This window comes from Pseudomonas sp. B21-017, from assembly GCF_024749245.1.
In the GTDB taxonomy this organism is placed as follows: Bacteria; Pseudomonadota; Gammaproteobacteria; order Pseudomonadales; family Pseudomonadaceae; genus Aquipseudomonas.
In genome coordinates this window covers 1849892-1871659 of sequence record NZ_CP087194.1, presented here as the reverse complement: position 1 = coordinate 1871659, position 21768 = coordinate 1849892, and the positions used below count along the sequence as shown (strand labels likewise).

Here is a 21768-nt window from a genome sequence, read left to right as displayed (position 1 = left end):
TTGCAGGTACCGGCGCGAAACGGGAAGCTAGGGGTTCAGTCACCTGACGGAGAAACCAGCCTTGGATTGGCACACCCTGCTTACCCGCGAACGCCTCGGAAAACCTGTGCACAGCCCGGAAGAACTCGGCCGCAGTCCTTTCCATAAAGACCACGACCGGATCATTTTCTCAGGCGCGTTTCGCCGTCTCGGGCGCAAGACCCAGGTCCATCCGGTCTCCAGCAACGATCACATTCATACGCGCCTGACTCACTCGCTGGAAGTCAGCTGCGTCGGCCGTTCGCTGGGGATGCGCGTCGGTGAAACCATCCGCAGCGCGCTGCCCGACTGGTGTGAACCGAGCGACCTGGGGATGGTGGTGCAATCGGCTTGCCTGGCCCATGACATCGGCAACCCACCCTTCGGCCACTCCGGCGAAGACGCGATCCGCCACTGGTTCCAGCAGGCCGCCGGCCGTGGCTGGCTGGATGCCATGAGCGAAGCCGAACGCAACGACTTCCTCAACTTCGAAGGCAATGCCCAAGGTTTCCGGGTGCTCACCCAGCTTGAATACCATCAGTTCGAAGGAGGCACCCGGCTGACCTATGCCACCCTGGGCACCTACCTGAAATACCCGTGGACGGCCCGGCACGCCGACTCACTGGGCTATAAGAAGCACAAGTTCGGCTGCTACCAGAGTGAACTGCCGCTGCTGGAACAGATCGCTCATAAACTCGGCCTGCCCCAACTGGAAGAACAGCGCTGGGCGCGCCATCCGCTGGTGTATCTGATGGAGGCCGCCGACGACATCTGCTACGCGCTGATCGATCTGGAAGATGGCCTGGAAATGGAGCTGCTGGAGTACGCCGAAGTCGAGTCCCTGCTGCTGGACCTGGTGGGCGACGATCTCCCGGAAACCTATCGTCAGCTCGGTCCACAGGATTCGCGGCGGCGCAAACTGGCGATTCTGCGGGGCAAAGCCATCGAACACCTGACCAACGCAGCAGCCCGAGCCTTTGTCGAGCAACAGGACGCGTTGCTGTCCGGCACGCTACCGGGGGACCTTGTCGAACACATGCATGGCCCGGCCAAACGCTGTGTCTTGAATGCCAAGGACATGGCACGCAAAAAAATCTTCCAGGACAAGCGCAAGACGCTGCACGAAATCGGCGCCTACACCACCCTGGAAATCCTGCTCAATGCTTTTTGCGGCGCAGCACTGGAGCAACACAATGGTCGTACGCCCTCCTTCAAGAACCGGCGCATACTCGACCTGTTGGGCAACAATGCACCCGACCCGCATGGCCCGTTGCACACCTCTTTCTTGCGCATGATTGATTTCATCGCCGGCATGACCGACAGCTATGCCGGTGAAATGGCGCTGGAAATGACCGGTCGTTCAAGCCACGGATAACAGCGCATCGATCAGCCGCGTCAGCGACGTCTGAACGGCTGATCGAATGTCTCGACATTCATCTGTATTTCAACATCGACAGAATCGCCCTACACCTTGTGCAGAGCTGACTGATCGATTGTTCGACCATCTCGCGAAACAATTGCACACCCACTGCTCGACAGATGACGCATGAAAACTCCTACGTTCAAACACGATTGGCACATATTGCTGGTGGAAGATCATCCGTTTCAGCTGAGAGCGGCTCAATACCTGCTCGAGAGTTACGGCTTCACCCAACTGACCACCACTGACAGTGCCGAAGGCGCCTTGCAACAAATGCTCAAAGCTGCGCAACCGTTCGATATTCTTCTGTGCGACCAATGCCTGCCCGACCTTCCCGGTCTTGATTTGATCGAGTTCGCCAGTCACCGGGGAATGATCAGACAGGCAATACTGCTGAGCAGCCTGACATCCGCCGAACTGGAAAAACTTAAAACAGTAGCCTACGAACACGGACTTCCCTTGCTGGGTTACTTGATCAAGCCATTGAAACAATCAGATTTTAGAAACTTGTTGACCTTGGCCTCACAATAAAAAACACCAACTCTCACACACTAGAACCACATCCAAAACACAGATTAATACTTATAGCCAAACGCCTTTTAGCCTCTTGACTAAACCATCAAATTTTTAACCCTTCCTCATTCAAAACCTAGTTGACACGTAGTCCATTTCTTTTTCAGTTGTAGGACTTTTCCTATATTGCTGCTATCGGCTTGTCAGTTCATGCGCCCCCTCAACTACTGAGCTAAGGTGCGCGCTTTATTTGTGCACGTATGGGATTTGATTATGAACTCCGTTTTTATTGTCGACGATCACCCTGTCATCCGCCTTGCCGTTCGAATGCTGCTGGAACATGAAGGTTACAAAGTCGTCGGTGAAACTGACAATGGCGTCGATGCCATGCAAATGGTGCGCGAATGCATGCCCGACCTGATCATCCTCGACATCAGTATTCCCAAACTGGATGGGCTGGAAGTGCTCTCACGTTTCAACGCAATGAGCACACCATTAAAAACACTGGTGTTGACTGCACAATGCCCAAAACTTTTTGGTATTCGCTGCATGCAGTCAGGTGCATCAGGGTATGTATGCAAACAGGAAGAGCTCAGTGAACTGGTAAGCGCGATCAAAGCAGTATTATCAGGTTACAACTACTTCCCCAGCGAGGCCTTGAACCCAGTTCGTTGTGACGACGCACAGTGGGCAGACCTGGACTTGTTCAAATCCGTAAATGATCGAGAGTTGATGGTATTACAACTTTTTGCCCAAGGTCGCACCAACAAGGAAATTGCCAAGGGCATGTTCCTCAGCAACAAGACTGTCAGCACCTATAAAAAACGACTTATGCAGAAACTCAAAGCCAAATCTCTGGTTGAACTCATCGATATGGCAAAACGTAACGCGCTAGTGTGAGGAACAGGATGCCCAGTCGTTTGAAGGATTATCTAAGACTCATGGTCACGGCTTTATGCATGAGTACCCCGGTGCTCGCGGCGCAGACAGCCAGTGAAAACTACACCCTGCTCAGTCGCTCAACGACCGGGCACATGGAAGTCCGACTGGATACCTCACAACGACAATGGGTCAAAGACAAACGTGAATTGATCCTGGGCACATCAGGCCCGGATTATCCGCCTTTCGACCTGACCCTCAGCGGCCACGACTACGAAGGTTTCACCGCCGACTACGCCGGCATCCTCGGCAAGGTTACGGGGTTGCCCGTCAAGGTTCAGCGCTTCGCGTCCCGAGGGGCTGCGATCGAGGCACTGGAAAAGGGTCAGGTCGACATGCTCGGCACCGCCAACGGGTTCGAGGCCGACAATGCCGACATTGCGCTGTCCATCCCTTACGCCGTGGATCAACCCGTGCTGGTCACACGGGAAGGAGAAACCCGATCACTGACAGATGGACTCGCCGGCCTGCGGCTTAGCATGGTCTATCACTATCTGCCCCTGGACGAAGTCAGGGCGCTGTATCCGAAGGCAATCATCACCTCCTACCCGTCCTACCAGAATGCAATCAACGCGGTTGCCTTCGACCAGGCCGACGTTTTTCTCGGTGACACCATTTCAACTCATTACATGATCAACAAGGGGTATCTGAACAACATCCGCATGGCCAACTTCGGTAAACACGAAGCCCATGGTTTCAGCTTTGCCGTACAGAAGGACAACCCGGACCTGCTCGGGATCATCAACGCGGTACTCAAGGCCATCCCCACCAGCGAACGGGAAAACATCGCCAAACGCTGGAGTGCCGGCAGCGACATTCTTCTCACCGATCAAAAACTGCAACTCACCCACCATGAAGAACGCTGGCTGGCGCAACATCCGGTTGTGCGGGTGGTAGTTAATGAAGCATTTGCGCCGCTGACGTTTTTTGACAGCGACGGCAACTTTCGGGGTGTCACGGCTGACCTGCTCGAACTGATCAGATTGCGCACCGGTTTGCGCTTCGAGATCCAGCGCAGCCGAAGCGATGACGAGATGGTCGAGCAGATCGCCAACCAGCAGGCCGACCTGATCGCCGCCCTGCTCCCCAGCGCACAGCGTGAAACGATGTTGAACTTCAGCCGCCCGTATCTGGAAAACTCCTTTGTCCTGCTGACACGCAAAGCGGCCGACAGCCCGACCAACCTCAACCAACTGCAGGACAAACGCCTGGCCATTGCCCAGGGCAATCCACTGGTGGATTACCTGCGCAGCGAGTTTCCGCGGATCAATCTGGTCGAAACTCCAGACACATTCAGTGCCGTGGAGTTGCTCGCCGAGGGCAAGGCAGAAGGTGCGGTGAACTCATTGGTGATCGCCAATTACTTCATCTCATCGCGGATCTTCGAGCGGGCACTTCAGATCACCACCACCATCGGCACCCAGCAGGCGGCATTTTCCCTGGCGACCGGGCGCGACGCCAAAGAACTGAATGCCATCCTCGACAAGGCGCTGTTGAGCATCGCACCGGAAGAGCTGGGCATCATCAATAACCGCTGGCGTGGCTATTCGGCGGCCTCGCAAAGTACCTGGCGCAACTATCACAGAGTGTTCTATCAGATCGTTACCGGTGCTGGCGTACTGCTGCTGATCTCCGTTGCCTGGAACGCCTATATGAGACGCCAGATAAAACAGCGGCAGGCGGCGAAAGAACGTGCCGATGAAGCCAACCGGGCTAAAAGCACCTTTCTGGCAACCATGAGCCATGAGATCCGCACGCCGATGAACGCGATCATCGGCATGCTGGAGCTAACACTCAAACGCATTGATCCTGGCCATCCGGATCGACCGGCCATCGACGTCGCGTATCACTCGGCAAAAGACCTGTTGGAACTGATCGGGGACATTCTCGACATTGCGCGCATCGAATCCGGACGTCTGAGCCTGAGCCCGGAACGCGTCAATCTGGCTGAAGCCGTGGCCTCGGTGGTGAGGATCTTCGACGGGCTGGCCCGGCAAAAGAATCTCGGACTGCACTTGGCATTCAACCCTGCTAAACCTGCGACCGATGTCCTGCTGGACCCGATGCGTTTCAAGCAGGTGCTGTCCAACCTGATCAGCAATGCAATCAAGTTTACGCAACAGGGTCAGGTCAGGATCAGCCTCGAGTTGCAACCGACCGACGAGCCCGACCGCATGCAGCTGCAGTTGCTGGTTGAGGACAGTGGCGCCGGGATCAGCGAGCAGGATCAGCAGCGACTGTTCGAGCCTTTCGTCCAGGCCAATAACTCCAGCCAGTTACCCAGGGGCGGTGCGGGGCTGGGGCTGGTGATCAGCCGCAATCTGTGCGAAATGATGGGCGGCAACCTGCAATTGAGCAGCCAGCCTGGGGTCGGCACTCAGGTTCGGGTTTCGCTGAATCTGGCAACCCTGCCGCCTGTACAGATGCCGGAAATTGCCGAGCCACAAATTCACCAGAGCGCTGCCCCCCTGAACGTTCTGGTGGTCGATGATCACCCGGCCAATCGCTTGCTCATGTGCCAGCAACTGGAGTTTCTGGGGCATCGGTTCAAGGTTGCAGCAGATGGCGAGGCGGGATTGGAGGCGTGGAAAGATCAGCCATTCGACCTGGTGATTGCCGATTGCAATATGCCGATCATGAATGGATATGAGATGGCTCGTGCCATTCGCCAACATGAACAGCGCGTGCAGCGCCCTGCCTGTACCGTTCTGGGTTTCACCGCTAATGCGCAACCGGAGGAAAGACAACGCTGCAAACAAGCCGGGATGGACGATTGCCTGTTCAAACCTCTCAGCCTGACAGCCTTGAGCCAATGGATCGAAGGCATTGCACCGACGGTCCGCGACCCGGCGTTCAGTCTGGAGGGGCTGCACCTGTTGACCGGTGGCAACCCGGCACTGAACCGGCGATTGTTGACCGAGCTGCTGAATAGCAACCACCTGGATCGGCAAACGCTGCTGACGTTGTCCCGGTCAAACGACCGGCAGTCACTCCTCGACATTGCCCACAAAATCAAGGGAGCGGCGCGAATCGTCCAGGCCTCCCGACTGATCGACAGTTGCGAGGCGCTCGAAAAGGCCTGCCATAACAGGCTCCACCACGATCAAGTGGCCGATTGCAGCAAGTCCATGGAGCGCGCCATGCTCGAACTGGATCACGCGTTGCGACAACAGCTCGCACGCCACGACAAACAGCAGAATGACGGAGCGTTAACTATGCTGGAAGGCTGAGCAGTGTGTTCATCGTCATGGAGAAATCTGCAATGCCCAGCCCACTGCGCCCGGACCAGCGCCGATTTCCCCTGCACATCCATATCAGCGTGATGTTCACGTTCCTGCTGTTGCTGACCGGGGTGGTGCTGGGCATTTTCAACTATCGGCAAACCACCCGGATCATTCTTTCCAGCAGTGAAAAGCTCTTCAATCGCATCGAGCAGGATGTCCGTCTGGACCTGCATCGCACCTATGAGCCGATTCGTCATCTGCTGAGCCTGCTGGCGGACAATCCGGCAACCCAGGCCGCCGACCTTGAGCAACGCCTGGCGTTGCTCAAGCCCTTCAGTCAATCACTCACGGACAACCCCGATCTGGCCTCTCTGTACCTGGGCTACAGCAATGGCGACTTTTTCATGGTTCGCCCCCTGCGCAGCGTCGCCCTGAAAACGCAGCTCAAGGCACCGGACACCGCGGCGTATCAGGTATGGAGCATCGAGCATCCAGGCGGCGGTCAGGTCCGCTCCCAATCCTTGTTTTTCGATCAGAACCTGGCCCTCGTCAGCCGTCTGGACAACCCCGACGAAATCTACGATCCACGCACCCGCGCCTGGTTCTCCAGCGCCCGCAGCGACCGTGATCAGATCACCACCGAGCCCTACCTGTTTTTCTCCACCCACAATGTCGGCACAACCCTGGCGCGGCGCAGTGGTGAGCAAGCGGTGATGGGGGCCGACCTTACGCTGGCGGAACTGTCAGCGACCCTGGCCAAACATGTGGTGACGCCCGGCACCGAAATTGTGCTGCTCGATGCCGAGGGTAATGCCGTCGCCTACCCCGACAGCAGCAAACTGATCGTCGACGACCAGACGACCCGGCTGATCAAAGCCGCCGACCTGAGCCCCAGCCTCGCGGCCCTGCTCACCAGTCCCCCTGAGATCAATCGCCTGAACGCCGCGGGTCGTCAATGGATCGCGGCGCGCAGCAGCATGCAGGAGGGTGGCCCACAGGGGCTGCAACTGGCGCTGCTGGTGCCGGAAGACGAACTGCTCGTCGATGCCTACCGCATGCGCTGGCAAGGCGCGCTGATTACCCTGGCAACGCTGCTGTTGTGCCTGCCCATGGGTTGGCTGACCTCGAGGGTCCTGGTCACCCCCCTGCGCGCCCTGGTACGGGAAGCCGATGCGATTCGTAGTTTCGATTTCAATTTTCCGGCCAGCCGTCGCTCGCCGGTGCTGGAAGTCGACCAACTGAGCGTGTCGATGGCGCGCATGAAAGACACCCTGGCGAGTTTTTTCCGGATCACCGAAAGCCTGAGCGCCGAAACCCGTTTCGCCCCCTTGCTGCAACGGGTGTTGTTTGAAACCGTGCAGATCGGCCAGGCCCAGGCCGGTCTGATCTACCTGCGTGAAGGTGATGAAAATCGCGTGGAACCTCATGCGCTGGTCATCAACGGCAGTTCACAGGCCTTGCCGCCATTCGACATTCAAGGACACGTACCCCAGGATTTTCAGAGCCCTCAGTGGATGCAAACACTGTCGACCGCCGACAATGTCGTCACCTCCCTGGGCTTCGAACAGGCGGGGGATCTGCAGAAAGTCTTGCTCGCGCTGGAGTGCCCGCGGGTTCATCTGGTCGGTATTCGGCTACACAATCGTCATAACGAAACCGTGGGGCTGCTGGTCTTGCTGCTGGCCGACAGCGGCACGCAAGACGACCTGGAAAAACTGCGCCCGGATCGCATCGCGTTTCTCCAGGCGGTGTCTGGCGCGGCCGCTGTGAGTATCGAAAGTCAGCGCCTGCAAGCCAGACAAAAACAGCTGCTGGACTCATTCATTCAATTGCTGGCCGGCGCAATCGACGCCAAGAGCCCCTACACCGGCGGGCACTGCCAGCGAGTACCGGTACTGACGCTGATGCTGGCACAGGCGGCCGCTGCCAGTCAGGACCCGGCCTTCCGTAGCTATCAGCCCGGCGAAGATGAATGGGAGGCGCTGCACATCGCCGCCTGGCTGCATGATTGCGGCAAGGTCACCACCCCTGAATACGTGGTCGACAAAGCCACGAAACTTGAGACCCTGTACGACCGCATCCACGAAATCCGCACCCGTTTCGAAGTCCTCAAGCGTGATGCCTGGATCAATTATTGGCAGGCCATCGCCCTGGGGGGTGACGAGTCGCCTCTGGCGCAATTGCGCAATGCGAGCCTGGCGGCGCTGGATGATGATTTCGCGTTTGTGGCGCGCTGCAACCTGGGCAGCGAGGCCATGGCCGAGGCCGATCTGCAGCGGTTGAACACCATCGCCCAACGTACCTGGACCCGAACCCTGGATGATCGGCTTGGCGTTTCGTGGGAAGAGAACCGGCGCCAGGCCCGGACCCCGGTGCCGACCCTGCCGGTCAGCGAGCCACTGCTGGCGGATAAACCCGAGCATCTGCTCGAGCGCGCCGACAGCGAACTGATCCCGGACGACAATCCCTGGGGATTCAAGCTCGACGTGCCGCGATACAAGTACAACCGGGGCGAACTGTACAACCTGAGCATCGTCCGAGGCACCCTGACCCGCGAGGAGCGTTACATCATCAATCACCACATGGTGCAGACGATCCTGATGCTCAGTCACCTGCCCTTCCCCGGTCACCTCAATAACGTCGCGGAAATCGCCGGCGGCCACCACGAAAAAATGGACGGCACCGGTTATCCCAAACGCTTGAAGCGCGAAGACATGAGCCTGCCGGCGCGGATGATGGCGATTGCCGATATTTTCGAAGCGCTGACCGCCGCCGATCGCCCCTACAAGAAAACCAAGTCCTTGAGCGAAGCGCTGGGCATCATGGCCACCATGTGCCGTGACGCCCACATCGACGCTGAATTGTTCGGGCTGTTCATCAACGACGAAATCTACTTGCAGTACGCCAGCCAATTCCTTGAGCCACAGCAGATAGACACCGTTGACCCGACAAGCCTGCTGATCAAGGCCGGCTTGAAGGGCTGATCAGCAGTCGGTCAGACGCAGGAAAATCGCCGCCAGCTGCTCGATTCCGGCCTGATCGTCAGCGGTAAAACGCGCCAGCTTCGGGCTGTCGAGGTCCAGCACGCCGATCAGTCGACCGTCCTTGACCAATGGCACGACGAGTTCACTGTTCGATGCGCTGTCACAAGCGATGTGGCCGGGGAATTCATGTACGTCTTCGACCCGCTGGGTCTGCAAGGTGGCAGCGGCAGCCCCGCACACGCCGCGACCGAATGGAATCCGTACACAGGCGATCTGCCCCTGAAACGGGCCAAGCACCAGTTCTTCGTTGCGATTAAGGTAGAAACCGGCCCAGTTCAGGTCATCGAGCTGGTTGAACACAAACGCGGAAAATTGCGCGGCGTTGGCGATAAAATCACGCTCGTCCGCCAGCAACGATTCCAGCTGTGCCCATAGCATGCCGTAGCCCTCAAGGCCCTGGCCGCTCTTTTGTAAATCGATCATGCCTTTTGCTCCAACAGCTTCAGCCCGACCCAATAGCGGGCAAATTGATACGCGCAACGTCCGTTGCGATTACCCCGGCCCGTGGCCCAGCGCACCGCGAGGATGTCCAACTCTTCGTCACGCTGCCACTTGAGACCGGCCTTGTCGGCCAATTGGCCGATCCAGTGCTCGACGACATTGAGGAAATGTTCCTGAGTAAACGGATAGAACGACAGCCACAGGCCAAAACGGTCCGACAGTGCGATCTTGTCTTCCACCGCCTCATTGGGATGGAGCTCGCCATCGACCCTTTTCCAGTTTTCGTTATCGCTTTCCTTTTCCGGCACCAGATGGCGACGGTTGGAGGTGGCGTACAGCAGAACGTTATCTGGCGCCTGCTCGAGAGAGCCATCGAGTACGCTCTTGAGCACGCGATAATCGCCCTCGCCCGACTCGAACGACAGGTCATCGCAGAACAGCACAAACCGTTGAGGCAGCTTGGCAATCTGCTCGACCACCCGCGGCAAGTCCGCCAGGTGATCGCGCTCGATCTCGATCAGCCGCAGGCCGTTCTTGGCGTGTTCGGCCAGCAAGGCGCGCACCAGCGACGATTTACCGGTGCCCCGCGAGCCCCAGAGCAAGGCGTGATTGGCAGGCATGCCGTCGAGGAACTGTTGAGTATTGCGGCCCAATTGCTCAAGTTGCCGGTCAACGCCGATCAGGTCGGACAGGCGCATGTCGAGGCTGACTTGCAGCGGCAACAGAAAACCGTTGCGACCCTCGCGTTGCCAGCGTGCGGCCAGGCAATGTGTCCAGTCGACCGTTTGCCGAGGCGCCGGCAGCAGCGGTTCGATACGGGCCAGAACGGCATCGGCGCGTTCAAGAAAAGCATTCAATCGGGAATCCACGTCTTCTCCTCGGGCACGTTCACAGTGATGATGGCGGTACAGCGACGAAACACAGCATCCGATGCCCGGCCAACACCCCGTACAGGTGTTTTGCGAGAACATCGGTATCCATTGATGATCGACTATGCTTGAGCAGCGAAGGGAAACGGAAGTGGTTCAACACCCCATGGATATCAAGTTCAGCCAGCGGCTGTCGTACAAGCAAGCCAAGCTTACGGTGCTGGTCGGTTTCATTCTGGGCACGCTGCTCAGCCTTGTGCAAATAGGCATCGATTATGCCAGCGAAGACGCCTCCATCAACCGCGAAATCCTGTCGTTGCTGGAAATCAGCCATAACCCCGCGTCTCGCATCGCCTACAACATCGATGCCGAACTCGCCCAGGAACTGATCCTGGGCTTGCTGCGCTCCCCGGCGATCATCGGCGCGAAATTGACCGACAACAACAATACCGTGCTGGCCAGCGCCAAACGTCCGGGCCTGGAAAACAATTACCGGGTGCTCAGCGACTTCCTGTTCGGCGCCAACCGACAGTTTGAAGACCGTCTTTACCTCGACCACTTGCCGGACGAATCCCTCGGGACCTTGCACCTGGATGTCGATACCTACACTTTCGGCAGTCGTTTCCTGCGCCGGGCCGAAGTGACCCTGCTCAATGGCTTCGCGCGCAGCCTGATCCTTACGGGCATTCTGCTGGCGCTGTTTTACGTGATGCTGACCAAACCGCTGGTACGGGTCATCCGAGAACTCAGTGGTCGTGATCCGCGCAGCGCGGAGCCGACCTGGCTGGAGTATCCGGCGGGGCATGAAAACGATGAAATCGGCGTCTTGGTCAAGGTCGCCAATCAACAGTTCGATAACATTGCCACCGAGATCCAGCAGCGGCGCAATGCCGAAAACCGCCTGACCGACTACCTCTCGCAACTGGAAAATATCGTCTCGGCCCGTACGGCGGAACTCAAGGCCATCAACTCGCGGCTCAGCCAGTCCAACGAGGAACTGGAAGTCGCCCGCCGTACCGCCCTGGACATGGCCGAGGCACGCTCGGTATTCCTGGCCAACATGAGCCATGAAATCCGCACGCCTCTCAACGGTCTGCTGGGGATGATCGCGCTCTCGCTGGACGGCCCGCTCAATGCCGAGCAGCAGCAACAACTGTCCATCGCCCATGACTCGGGCAAAGTGCTGGTGGAACTGCTCAACGATATTCTCGACCTGTCGAAATTCGATGCCGGCCAGCTGGAACTCGAACACATTCCATTCGACCTCGGCTCGCTGATCGAAGACACCGCCAACCTGCTGTCCCAGAACGCCGCGCCGAGCGTCGAGCTAACGTGCCTGATCGACCCGCAATTTCCCGCGCTGGTGCTCGGTGATCCGACCCGGGTCCGGCAGATCGTCAGCAACCTGCTGTCCAACGCCCTCAAGTTCACCCGCTTCGGGCGGGTCGATGTGCGTCTTTCAACGTTCGAAGACGGCGTGCGAATCGAGGTCTGCGACACTGGCATCGGCATTGCCCAGGACGCACAGGTCAAAATCTTCCAGCCCTTTACCCAGGCCGGTGCCGGCATTACCCGGCAATTCGGCGGTACCGGGCTGGGCCTGGCGCTGACTTACAACCTCTGCGAAGCCATGCAGGGGCGGCTGACGATCAGCTCGGAAGCAGGCTTCGGCAGTCAGTTCTGCGCCGACCTGCCGCTGCCCTGCCACACTCGCGCCATCCCGCCAGCAGCTCTGCAAGGCAACATCGTCGCGATCACGGCCGCCAGCAGCGGACTGGCGGAACTGCTTCAGAATCTATTGCCCGAATGGGGGCTCGGCTATCAACAACGTTCCATCGATGACCGATTGATCGGCCTGAAACCGGATGTGTTGATCACCGACTGTCCCGAATGCCTGTTTGGCCTGCGCCCAACTTTAACCGCGCCGATTCTGCTGGTGACCGCATACGGCAGTTTCCTGCCCAGCGAGCAAGCCAGCGCCCTGGCACCTTTGCAGCAACAGGCGCGACCATTGGCGCGCAATGCGCTTTACCAGACATTGCGACGGATCCTGCAGCCGGAACTCAACACGATCAACGGTGCCCGGGTCGAAGTCCTCTCGCCCCAGCGACGCGGGCGCATCCTGCTGGTGGAGGACAACCCGGTCAATCAGTTGGTGGCCAAGGGCATGCTCGGCAAACTCGGCTGCGAGGTGAGCGTCGCGGCCCATGGCGCCGAAGCCCTGGATCAGCTCGAACACAGCGAATTCGACCTGGTGCTGATGGACTGCAACATGCCGGTGATGGACGGTTATGAAGCCAGCCGGCAGATCCGTCGCAGCGGGCGCTGGCCACAACTGCCCATCGTCGCCCTGACCGCCAACGCCATGTCCGAAGAACGCGAACGTTGCCGTGCGGCGGGCATGAGCGACTACCTGGCCAAACCCTTCCGCCGGGAAGAACTGGCGGCCCTGCTCGACTTGTGGATACCCACTACGACAGCGATTTGATTTGCCCCAACAGGTGATCAAGACCATCGCGCAGCTCATTCAGGCGATCCAGATCGACACCGCTATCGCACAACAGGCGGGCCTTGAGCGGCCCGACCTGATCGCGCAAGGCCTTGCCGGTGGACGACAGGCTCAAGTGCACCTCGCGCTCATCGCGCGCCGAACGCTGGCGCTGCACCAGTTGCAGTTGCTCAAGACGCTTGAGCAGCGGCGTCAGGGTCCCGGAATCCAGCGCCAGGCGCTCGCCCAGCGCCTTGACCGTCGGCTGCTCCGGCGCCGCCTCCTGCCATTCCCACAGCACCAGCATCGCCAGGTATTGCGGGTAGGTCAGGCCCAGTTGATCGAGCATCGGCTTGTAGGCACGGATCACCGCCCGAGAAGCGGCATACAGCTTGAAGCAGAGCTGACTGTCGAGTTTCAGCGAATCGACTGACAACGTGTTCATTTGAGCAGGGCTTCGATCTCGCGGCGCAGCGCTTGCGGCTTGGTGGCCGGAGCAAAGCGCTTGACCAGCTGACCGTCCTTGCCGATCAGGAACTTGGTGAAGTTCCATTTGATGCCCTGGGAACCCAACACACCTGGCGCGCGTTTTTTCAGCTGAACGAACAGCGGATGAGCGCCGGCACCGTTGACTTCGATTTTCTTGAACAGCGGGAAACTCACCCCGTAATTCAGCTCGCAGAACTCGGAAATCGCCCCTTCGTTGCCCGGCTCCTGCTGGCCGAACTGATTGCAGGGAAACCCGAGCACCACCAAACCTTGATCCTTGTAGCTCTGCCAGAGCTCTTCGAGGCCCTTGTACTGTGGGGTGAAACCACATTTGCTGGCAGTGTTGACCACCAGCACCGCTTTACCGGCGAAATCGGCCAGGGTCTTTTGCTCCCCCTTGATGGTGGTGCAAGGGATGCTCAGCAGGTTGTCGCTCATGGCACGAACTCCGAATGAAGGAATATCAAACATAGCGAGCAATTGAATTGTGTGCAATTTAATAAATCAATAGATGCCCGGCACGCGAACATCATTGCAGGAGCTGCCGGAGGCTGCTCCTGCGTATACAAATCAAGCGCACGACATCAGCAGATTATTCGCGGGGAACGAGGTCCAGGCACACCGAGTTGATGCAATAACGCAAACCGGTTGGCGGCGGACCGTCCGGGAACACATGCCCAAGGTGCGCATCGCATTTGGCGCAGACCACTTCGGTACGGATCATGCCGTGGCTGATATCACGGATCTCGACCATCGCGCTGTCGCCAATCGGCGCATAGAAGCTCGGCCAGCCGCAGCCGGAATCGAACTTGGTTTTGGAGTCGAACAGCGGTGCGTTGCAGCAGATGCAGTGGTAAACGCCGTCGGTTTTGGTGCCGTTGTATTTACCGGAGAACGGTCGCTCGGTGCCCTTGAGGCGGCAAACGTTGTACTGCTCCGGATCAAGCATGGCCCGCCATTCTTCCAGGGTTTTTTCCAACTTTTCCATTGATACACCTCAGCAGCTGAAAAAGCCCGATCTGTACCTTTTCCACGGATCGGGCGGCACGTATGATTGCGCCTCGTCAAACGCCAGTCTGGCAGCCAGACCACGCGCATTCAAACGGATTTATGAGTGCCGCCACTCAAGGCGTCAGGCCTGTGTGAATACGCAGGATTCCCAGCACGGTCGTTCACACGCCGCCTGGATCGTTCATTTTCGGGAACACATCGCCATGCAGGTCAGCAAATCGAACAAGCTCGCCAACGTCTGCTACGACATTCGCGGCCCAGTGCTCAAGCACGCCAAACGCCTGGAGGAGGAAGGTCATCGCATCCTCAAGCTGAACATCGGCAACCCGGCGCCCTTTGGTTTCGAAGCGCCGGACGAAATCCTTCAGGACGTGATCCGCAACCTGCCGACCGCCCAGGGCTACAGCGACTCCAAAGGCCTGTTCAGCGCCCGTAAAGCCGTGATGCAGTACTACCAGCAAAAGCAGGTGGAAGGCGTCGGCATTGAAGACATTTACCTGGGCAACGGCGTTTCCGAGCTGATCGTGATGTCGATGCAGGCCCTGCTCAACAACGGCGACGAAGTGCTGGTGCCGGCCCCCGACTATCCGCTGTGGACCGCCGCAGTGAGCCTGGCGGGCGGCAACCCGGTGCATTACCTGTGCGACGAGCAGGCCAACTGGTGGCCGGACCTGGCCGACATCAAGGCCAAGATCACCCCGAACACCAAGGCCCTGGTGATCATCAACCCGAACAACCCGACCGGCGCGGTGTATTCGAAAGAAGTCCTGCTGGGCATGCTGGAACTGGCCCGTCAGCACAATCTGGTGGTGTTCTCCGACGAGATCTACGACAAGATCCTGTACGACGACGCCGTGCACATCTGCACCGCCTCGCTGGCACCGGACCTGCTGTGCCTGACCTTCAACGGCCTGTCCAAGTCCTATCGCGTGGCCGGCTTCCGCTCCGGCTGGATCGCCATTTCCGGCCCGAAACACCACGCCCAGAGCTACATCGAAGGCATCGACATGCTGGCTAATATGCGCCTGTGTGCCAACGTGCCGAGCCAGCACGCAATCCAGACCGCACTCGGTGGTTATCAGAGCATCAACGATCTGGTATTGCCCCAAGGGCGTCTGCTGGAACAGCGTAATCGTACCTGGGAACTGCTCAACGACATTCCGGGCGTGAGCTGCGTCAAGCCGATGGGTGCGCTGTATGCGTTCCCGCGGATCGATCCGAAAGTCTGCCCGATCCACAACGACGAGAAATTCGTGCTCGACCTGCTGCTCTCGGAAAAGCTGCTGGTGGTACAAGGCACGGCCTTCAACTGGCCATGGCCAGACCATTTCCGCGTGGTCACCCTGCCACGGGTCGACGACCTGGATCAGGCCATTGGCCGGATCGGCAACTTCCTCAAGTCCTATCGCCAGTAAATGGCCTGTCACCGTGCGACGCGGATAAAAGTCGCACGGTGATTAATTCAGCAACACTTCTGTGCGCCCTGCCCTGCCTCGTTGTTTCAAGCGCTGACTGACGACACGCTTCATGCCCACGCCCAATAACGGCGGGGGCCTGTGAAGCTAATCGGCTGACAACCGTTTCCCATGTCGACGTCGGAAATGCCCTTCAAGCAGCTAGACTGTTGCCGTAGGACACAGTTTGAAATAGTCACCCGGTTGAATAGCCCGGTGCAGCACCTTATATACCCCGCAGTACGCTACATCTTTAGCACGAGGAGATTTCTACAACCATGATGCGCATTTTGCTGTTTTTGGCCACTAACCTGGCGGTCGTGCTGATTGCCAGCATCACCCTGAGCCTTTTCGGCTTCAACGGGTTCATGGCGGCCAACGGGGTTGATCTCAACCTCAATCAGCTGCTGATTTTCTGTGCGGTCTTTGGTTTCGCCGGTTCCCTGTTCTCGCTGTTCATCTCCAAGTGGATGGCGAAAATGAGCACCAGCACCCAGATCATCAGCCAGCCGCGCACCCGGCATGAGCAATGGCTGCTGCAAACCGTCGAGCAACTGTCCCGCGAAGCCGGGATCAAGATGCCCGAAGTCGGGATTTTCCCGGCCTATGAAGCCAACGCCTTCGCCACCGGCTGGAACAAGAACGACGCACTGGTCGCGGTCAGCCAGGGCTTGCTCGAGCGTTTCTCGCCGGATGAAGTGAAAGCCGTTCTGGCCCACGAAATCGGTCACGTGGCCAATGGCGACATGGTCACCCTGGCGCTGATCCAGGGCGTGGTGAACACCTTCGTGATGTTCTTCGCCCGGATCATCGGCAATTTTGTCGACAAGGTGATCTTCAAGAACGAAGAAGGCCAGGGTATCGCCTACTACGTGGCGACCATCTTCGCTGAACTGGTCCTGGGCATCCTGGCCAGCGCCATCGTCATGTGGTTCTCGCGCAAGCGCGAATTCCGCGCCGACGACGCCGGCGCACGCCTGGCGGGTACCAGCGCAATGATCGGTGCCCTGCAGCGCCTGCGTGCCGAACAAGGGCTGCCGGTGCACATGCCGGATACCCTGAATGCCTTCGGCATCAACGGTGGTCTCAAGCAAGGGTTCGCCCGCATGTTCATGAGCCACCCGCCGCTGGAAGAACGCATCGACGCACTGCGTCGCCGGGGCTGACAGCTTCCGCAGCACTAAAAGAAAAGGCCCGCAGTGAATGCGGGCCTTTTTTTGTCTGCGAAGTGGTGTGGTGCTCTTCAGGGCCTCATTGCGAGCAAACCCGCGATGAGGCCAGCATAACCAGCAGCTTTTATCAGCTGGAAACCCGATACACACGCTCCTCAAGCCGCGTGACACCGGCCTCGAGAAACTTCCAGCTCTCACCCAGGACATCCTGGTCTTCCAGGATCTTCAGCTCCCACGAAGCCCCCAGCAGCCGTTGCACTTCGTCATCAAGCACAGCAAATGGCGGTCCGGCCATTTGCTTCTGGTCGTAATCCAGCGTAATCAAAATCCCTAAAGAATCCTTCGGCAGAATCCGGATCAGATGAGCCGCGTATTGTTCACGCATCGCTGGCGGCAAGGCGATCAGCGCCGCGCGGTCGTACAGTGCGCTGCAATCGGCAACATCGCCTGCCGTCAACTCGAAGAAATCGCCGCACCACAACTCGATCGACCCGGCCCGATAGACGTTGAAAGGTCCCTGCTCGCTGATTGCCGGGTCCAGTTGATGCTCATTGAAAAAGTCCTCGATGGCCTTTTCCGACAACTCGATACCCAGCACCTCATGACCGCAGTGCGCCAGCCACAACAGGTCCAGGCTCTTGCCACACAACGGCACCAGTACGCGAGAACCTTCATCAAGGCCCAGTTGCGGCCAGAACCGTTGCAGATAGGGATTTACTTCCGGCAGATGAAAGCCGATCTGATTCGACGCCCACCGTTTGTGCCAAAACTCCGGCTGCATAATTAACCCCGAAAAATTCGATCAAAAGACTCTAAAACTTATATTAGATTTAGATCAATGATCTGACTGAAGATGCTGCCATCTTACTCCCAGGAGCTCAATTATGTTCCCCAGCCTGTATATCTCTCATGGCTCCCCCATGCTGGCCCTGGAACCTGGCGCCAGTGGGCCGGCCCTCGCGAATCTGGCCGCGACAATGCCCAAGCCCAAAGCCATCGTGATCGTTTCCGCGCACTGGGAAAGCAGCGAATTGCTGGTCGGCGGCAACCCCCAACCCGAAACCTGGCACGACTTCGGCGGTTTTCCGCGGGCCTTGTTCGAGGTGCAGTACCCGGCACCCGGCAGCCCGCAACTGGCGACAGAGGTTGTCGAGCTGCTGAAGACCGATGGCCTGCCTGCGCGCATCGACGCCAAGCGCCCCTTCGACCACGGCGTTTGGGTACCCTTGTCGTTGATGTACCCGCAGGCCGATGTCCCGGTAGTGCAGGTCTCGCTGCCCACCCGTGGCGGCCCGGCGCTACAAACCCGCGTCGGACATGCCCTGGCCAGCCTGCGTGAGCGCGGCGTGCTGTTGATCGGCTCTGGCAGCATCACCCACAACCTGCGCGAACTGGACTGGCACGCCGGCCCGGAAAGCGTCGAACCCTGGGCCAAGGCGTTCCGCGACTGGATGATCGAAAAACTCGAAGCGAACGATGAAGCCGCGCTACACGACTATCGCCAGCAAGCGCCGAACGCGGTGCGCAACCACCCGAGTGACGAACATCTGTTACCGCTGTACTTCGCCCGCGCGGCCGGGGGCGAGTTCAGCATTGTGCACCAAGGGTTCACCATGGGGGCGCTGGGGATGGATATCTATCGTTTCGGCTAATAAGTCGACCGCCGCCCCCGCTCAAACGCCGGACACAAAACAGCAGGCAAAAAAAATCCCCGAACCAGTCGGGGATTTTTTATGTGCGATCAATCAGCCCGAGGGCAGATCAATCTTCGCGGTAGCGACGCAGCTTCAACTGCTTACCGGCAACGCGAGTGTCCTTCAGTTTGGTCAGCAGACGCTCCAGACCATCTTCCGGCAGCTCGACGAGGCTGAAGCTGTCACGCACCTGAATGCGACCGATGGCTTCACGCGCCAGACCACCTTCGTTGAGGATGGCGCCCAGCAGGTTCTTGGCAGCGATACCGTCACGCGCACCCAGCGCGGTACGGCAACGAGCACGGCCTTCAGCCAGCGGGATCGGAGCACGACGCTCGCGGTCACCACGGTCCGGACGATCACCGGAACGCTCTGGACGATCGCCACGCGGTGCATTGTTCGGCACCAGTGGACGCTCTTTCTCGATCGCGGCCAGGGTCAGCGCTTGACCGTTGGTAGCCTTGCGCAGCAGAGCTGCGGCCAGGGCACGCGGGCTGCAACCGATGTCGGCAGTCAGACGATCCAGCAGATCACCGTGAGTCGACTCGGCATCACCTACCAGCGGCGAAAGGCTGTTGGTCAGTTTCTTGATGCGGGCATCGAGAACAGCTTGAGCGTCCGGCAGGCGAACTTCGGCAACTTTCTGACCGGTAACACGCTCGATCACTTGCAGCATGCGGCGCTCACGAGGAGTGACCAGCAGCAGCGCGCGACCTTCGCGACCGGCACGGCCGGTACGGCCGATACGGTGAACGTAGGATTCCGGGTCGTACGGCATATCAACGTTGAACACGTGAGTGATACGCGGAACGTCCAGGCCACGAGCGGCAACGTCGGTCGCCACAACGATGTCCAGACGGCCATCCTTGAGGGATTCGATGACGCGCTCACGCTGGTTCTGAGCAATGTCACCGTTCAGCGCAGCGGCTTTGTAGCCTTTGGCTTCCAGGGCACTGGCCAGGTCCAGGGTCGCTTGCTTGGTGCGCACGAACATGATCAGGGCGTCGAAATCTTCCACTTCCAGCAAGCTGAGAACGGCAGAAGTCTTCTGGTCAGCGTGAACCAACAGGTGAGCCTGTTCGATCGCGGTAACGGTCTGAGTCTTGCTCTGGATCTTCACATGCTTCGGATCGCGCAGGTGGCGTTCGGCGATGGCACGGATCGATTGCGGCAGGGTGGCCGAGAACAATACGGTCTGACGGGTTTCCGGCATGGCCTTGAAGATAACTTCCAGGTCGTCCATGAAGCCCAGCTTGAGCATTTCGTCCGCTTCGTCGAGAACCAGGTGGTTCACGGTAGCCAGGACTTTTTCGTCGCGACGCAGGTGGTCGCACAGACGGCCCGGAGTGGCGACAACAATCTGTGCGCCATTACGGATTGCTTTCAATTGTGGGCCCATCGGCGCGCCGCCGTAGACAGCCACAACAGTTACGCCCGGCATTTGCTTGGCGTAGGTTTCGAAAGCGGTTGCAACTTGTAGCGCCAACTCACGAGTTGGGGCCAGGATCAGAGCTTGCGGCTCGCGCTTGGACGGATCAATGCGGTGCAGGATCGGCAGGGCAAAGGCAGCGGTTTTACCGGTACCGGTTTGCGCCTGGCCAATCATATCGTGACCGGCGAGAATGATCGGGATCGACTGCTGCTGAATGGCCGAAGGCTCTTCATAGCCGGTAGCGACTACTGCAGCGACAATATTAGGGTGAAGTTCAAGAGCGGCGAAGCCGCCGATTTCCTGGGTCATGGGTCTGCCTCTAAGTGCATCCGCAAAGACCCATGCTCCAAAGCTGCGCATGCCGTGTTGAGACTCAAGAGTCGCCCTGGCAGCTTTGTCGGCGGGGATTTGCGAAAACGAATGAATGAAAAGAATCGTCAAGGAAGAGTCCGCGGGGCGGACGTGCAGCCGAAGCTGGCTTCGGGGAATTGCGCTACCTAAACGCGGCCCGGTTAAAGGCCGGCGCGCACTATACCGGAATTCGGCCAAAAAGGGAGCTTTTTTTATCGGAAAAAACCGGCATACGCCGTTGTGTCACGGGCTTTGCGGATAATCGTACAACCGTCTATTTTTGCAAAGGCCCGGCCCTGCTGACGATGGCGCTAAAACGGTTCACCCTTGCGACGCAGACCTTTGGTCTGACGCCCCCTTCCCGCCCGAGGAAATGCTCCATGAATCAGCCCAGCCCCAGTCGTGTAACCCGTGAACGACACGGTCATGTCCTGATGATCGGCCTGGATCGGGTGGCCAAGCGCAATGCCTTCGACCTCGACCTGCTCAATGCGCTCAGCCTGGCCTATGGCGAATTCGAAGCCGACAGTGAGGCGCGGGTCGCGGTGGTGTTCGGCCATGGCGAGCATTTCACTGCCGGGCTCGACCTGGTCAGCGCCGGCGCAGCCCTGGCCGAAGGCTGGCAGGCACCGCCCGGTGGCTGCGATCCCTGGGGCGTGTTCGGCGGCCCCCGGGTCAGCAAACCGGTGATTGTCGCGGCGCAAGGCTACTGCCTGACCGCGGGCATCGAATTGATGCTGGCCGCCGACATCAACCTGTGCGCCAGCAATACCCGTTTTGCCCAAAAGGAAGTGCAGCGCGGACTCCTCCCGTTCGGCGGCGCCACCTTGCGCCTGCATCAGGTCGCCGGTTGGGGCAACGCCATGCGCTGGCTGCTCACCGGCGATGAGTTCGATGCACATGATGCCTTGCGTCTGGGCCTGGTGCAGGAAGTCATGGCCAGCGAGGACTTGCTGCCACGGGCGATCGAGTTGGCTGAGAGGATTGCGAGGCAGGCACCGCTGGGGGTTCAGGCGACGTTGATGTCTGCGCGACAGGCGCGCTACGAGGGTGAAATTGCTGCGACCCAGGCATTGCCGGCACTGGTGAAGAAACTGCTCAACAGCGAGGACGCCAAGGAGGGTGTGCGGTCGATGATCGAGAAGCGGCCAGGCGTCTTCAAAGGCTGCTGACAGATCGGCTTTTGTGGCAAGGGAGCAAGCTCCCTCG

At 58.9% G+C, this 21768-nt stretch carries 16 protein-coding genes and 1 pseudogene; 10 read left to right on the top strand and 7 right to left on the bottom strand.

Features of this window, described 5'->3' with window-relative positions:
* Positions 1–61: 61 nt before the first annotated feature.
* The 5 genes from LOY28_RS08325 (at position 62) to LOY28_RS08305 (ending at position 9098) form a co-directional block, all read left to right on the top strand.
* The gene (locus tag LOY28_RS08325; RefSeq protein WP_007940029.1) at positions 62–1393 is read left to right on the top strand and encodes a deoxyguanosinetriphosphate triphosphohydrolase; all 1332 of its coding nucleotides are present in this window, start codon (positions 62–64) and stop codon (positions 1391–1393) included.
* Between the two features lie 171 nt (positions 1394–1564).
* On the top strand, positions 1565–1969 hold the full coding sequence (locus tag LOY28_RS08320; protein WP_018930010.1) for a response regulator: 405 nt from the start codon (positions 1565–1567) through the stop codon (positions 1967–1969).
* 255 nt (positions 1970–2224) lie between these two features.
* Positions 2225–2851 carry a response regulator transcription factor gene (locus LOY28_RS08315; RefSeq protein ID WP_007940027.1) on the top strand — a complete coding sequence of 209 codons (627 nt, stop codon included), beginning with the start codon at positions 2225–2227 and terminating at the stop codon, positions 2849–2851.
* An 8-nt stretch (positions 2852–2859) separates the two neighbouring features.
* Positions 2860–6120 carry a transporter substrate-binding domain-containing protein gene (locus LOY28_RS08310; protein ID WP_309475737.1) on the top strand — a complete coding sequence of 1087 codons (3261 nt, stop codon included), beginning with the start codon at positions 2860–2862 and terminating at the stop codon, positions 6118–6120.
* Positions 6121–6152: 32 nt separating this feature from the next.
* Positions 6153–9098, top strand: a complete 2946-nt coding sequence (locus LOY28_RS08305; protein ID WP_258613329.1) for an HD domain-containing phosphohydrolase — start codon at positions 6153–6155, stop codon at positions 9096–9098.
* On the opposite strand, the gene LOY28_RS08300 is transcribed toward LOY28_RS08305, so the two are convergent.
* The gene (locus tag LOY28_RS08300; RefSeq protein WP_111455020.1) at positions 9099–9581 is read right to left on the bottom strand and encodes a GAF domain-containing protein; all 483 of its coding nucleotides are present in this window, start codon (positions 9579–9581) and stop codon (positions 9099–9101) included.
* Positions 9578–10468 carry an ATP-binding protein gene (locus LOY28_RS08295; protein ID WP_018930014.1) on the bottom strand — a complete coding sequence of 297 codons (891 nt, stop codon included), beginning with the start codon at positions 10466–10468 and terminating at the stop codon, positions 9578–9580. Before LOY28_RS08295 ends, LOY28_RS08300 begins: the two co-directional genes overlap by 4 nt.
* Before the next feature lie 166 nt (positions 10469–10634).
* Between LOY28_RS08295 and LOY28_RS08290 the strand changes: the two genes are divergently transcribed.
* Positions 10635–12956, top strand: coding sequence for a response regulator (locus tag LOY28_RS08290; protein WP_018930015.1), 2322 nt, complete (start codon positions 10635–10637; stop codon positions 12954–12956).
* On the opposite strand, the gene LOY28_RS08285 is transcribed toward LOY28_RS08290, so the two are convergent.
* From LOY28_RS08285 to msrB, 3 genes are all read right to left on the bottom strand, one after another.
* Positions 12940–13401 carry a MarR family winged helix-turn-helix transcriptional regulator gene (locus tag LOY28_RS08285; RefSeq protein ID WP_007940020.1) on the bottom strand — a complete coding sequence of 154 codons (462 nt, stop codon included), beginning with the start codon at positions 13399–13401 and terminating at the stop codon, positions 12940–12942. The two genes, LOY28_RS08290 and LOY28_RS08285, sit on opposite strands and share 17 nt — an antisense overlap.
* A complete protein-coding gene (locus tag LOY28_RS08280) occupies positions 13398–13883 on the bottom strand; it encodes a glutathione peroxidase (protein ID WP_018930016.1) in 486 nt (161 codons plus the stop codon). The genes LOY28_RS08285 and LOY28_RS08280 overlap by 4 nt, the downstream gene beginning before the upstream one ends.
* Positions 13884–14037: 154 nt before the next feature.
* A complete protein-coding gene (gene msrB, locus LOY28_RS08275) occupies positions 14038–14433 on the bottom strand; it encodes a peptide-methionine (R)-S-oxide reductase MsrB (RefSeq protein WP_007940018.1) in 396 nt (131 codons plus the stop codon).
* 226 nt (positions 14434–14659) lie between these two features.
* On the opposite strand from msrB, the gene LOY28_RS08270 reads away from it, so the two are divergent.
* A complete protein-coding gene (locus LOY28_RS08270) occupies positions 14660–15871 on the top strand; it encodes a pyridoxal phosphate-dependent aminotransferase (protein WP_007940017.1) in 1212 nt (403 codons plus the stop codon).
* A 317-nt stretch (positions 15872–16188) separates the two neighbouring features.
* Positions 16189–17076 carry a protease HtpX gene (gene htpX, locus LOY28_RS08265; protein WP_008075669.1) on the top strand — a complete coding sequence of 296 codons (888 nt, stop codon included), beginning with the start codon at positions 16189–16191 and terminating at the stop codon, positions 17074–17076.
* A 133-nt stretch (positions 17077–17209) separates the two neighbouring features.
* On the opposite strand, the gene LOY28_RS08260 is transcribed toward htpX, so the two are convergent.
* On the bottom strand, positions 17210–17863 hold the full coding sequence (locus LOY28_RS08260; RefSeq protein WP_018930018.1) for a thiopurine S-methyltransferase: 654 nt from the start codon (positions 17861–17863) through the stop codon (positions 17210–17212).
* 103 nt (positions 17864–17966) lie between these two features.
* Here LOY28_RS08260 and LOY28_RS08255 point away from each other — a divergent pair, with 103 nt between their 5' ends.
* Positions 17967–18734 carry a class III extradiol ring-cleavage dioxygenase gene (locus LOY28_RS08255; protein WP_064616734.1) on the top strand — a complete coding sequence of 256 codons (768 nt, stop codon included), beginning with the start codon at positions 17967–17969 and terminating at the stop codon, positions 18732–18734.
* 109 nt (positions 18735–18843) lie between these two features.
* Here the strand turns inward: LOY28_RS08255 and LOY28_RS08250 are convergent.
* Positions 18844–20551 (bottom strand): annotated as a pseudogene (locus LOY28_RS08250) (DEAD/DEAH box helicase).
* A 388-nt stretch (positions 20552–20939) separates the two neighbouring features.
* Here LOY28_RS08250 and LOY28_RS08245 point away from each other — a divergent pair.
* Complete coding sequence (locus tag LOY28_RS08245) at positions 20940–21731, top strand: crotonase/enoyl-CoA hydratase family protein (protein ID WP_258613328.1); 792 nt, start codon at positions 20940–20942, stop codon at positions 21729–21731.
* The last annotated feature ends 37 nt before the right edge of the window (positions 21732–21768 follow it).

What these genes read in the sequence shown, in the direction of transcription:
- LOY28_RS08320 (WP_018930010.1), top strand. Translation starts at nt 1,565, where the DNA reads ATGAAAACTCCTACGTTCAAACACGATTGGCACATATTGCTGGTGGAA.
- LOY28_RS08315 (WP_007940027.1), top strand. Translation starts at nt 2,225, where the DNA reads ATGAACTCCGTTTTTATTGTCGACGATCACCCTGTCATCCGCCTTGCC.
- LOY28_RS08310 (WP_309475737.1), top strand. Translation starts at nt 2,860, where the DNA reads ATGCCCAGTCGTTTGAAGGATTATCTAAGACTCATGGTCACGGCTTTA.
- LOY28_RS08305 (WP_258613329.1), top strand. Translation starts at nt 6,153, where the DNA reads ATGCCCAGCCCACTGCGCCCGGACCAGCGCCGATTTCCCCTGCACATC.
- LOY28_RS08300 (WP_111455020.1), bottom strand. Translation starts at nt 9,581, where the DNA reads ATGATCGATTTACAAAAGAGCGGCCAGGGCCTTGAGGGCTACGGCATG.
- LOY28_RS08290 (WP_018930015.1), top strand. Translation starts at nt 10,635, where the DNA reads ATGGATATCAAGTTCAGCCAGCGGCTGTCGTACAAGCAAGCCAAGCTT.
- LOY28_RS08285 (WP_007940020.1), bottom strand. Translation starts at nt 13,401, where the DNA reads ATGAACACGTTGTCAGTCGATTCGCTGAAACTCGACAGTCAGCTCTGC.
- LOY28_RS08280 (WP_018930016.1), bottom strand. Translation starts at nt 13,883, where the DNA reads ATGAGCGACAACCTGCTGAGCATCCCTTGCACCACCATCAAGGGGGAG.
- msrB (WP_007940018.1), bottom strand. Translation starts at nt 14,433, where the DNA reads ATGGAAAAGTTGGAAAAAACCCTGGAAGAATGGCGGGCCATGCTTGAT.
- LOY28_RS08270 (WP_007940017.1), top strand. Translation starts at nt 14,660, where the DNA reads ATGCAGGTCAGCAAATCGAACAAGCTCGCCAACGTCTGCTACGACATT.
- htpX (WP_008075669.1), top strand. Translation starts at nt 16,189, where the DNA reads ATGATGCGCATTTTGCTGTTTTTGGCCACTAACCTGGCGGTCGTGCTG.
- LOY28_RS08260 (WP_018930018.1), bottom strand. Translation starts at nt 17,863, where the DNA reads ATGCAGCCGGAGTTTTGGCACAAACGGTGGGCGTCGAATCAGATCGGC.
- LOY28_RS08255 (WP_064616734.1), top strand. Translation starts at nt 17,967, where the DNA reads ATGTTCCCCAGCCTGTATATCTCTCATGGCTCCCCCATGCTGGCCCTG.
- LOY28_RS08245 (WP_258613328.1), top strand. Translation starts at nt 20,940, where the DNA reads ATGAATCAGCCCAGCCCCAGTCGTGTAACCCGTGAACGACACGGTCAT.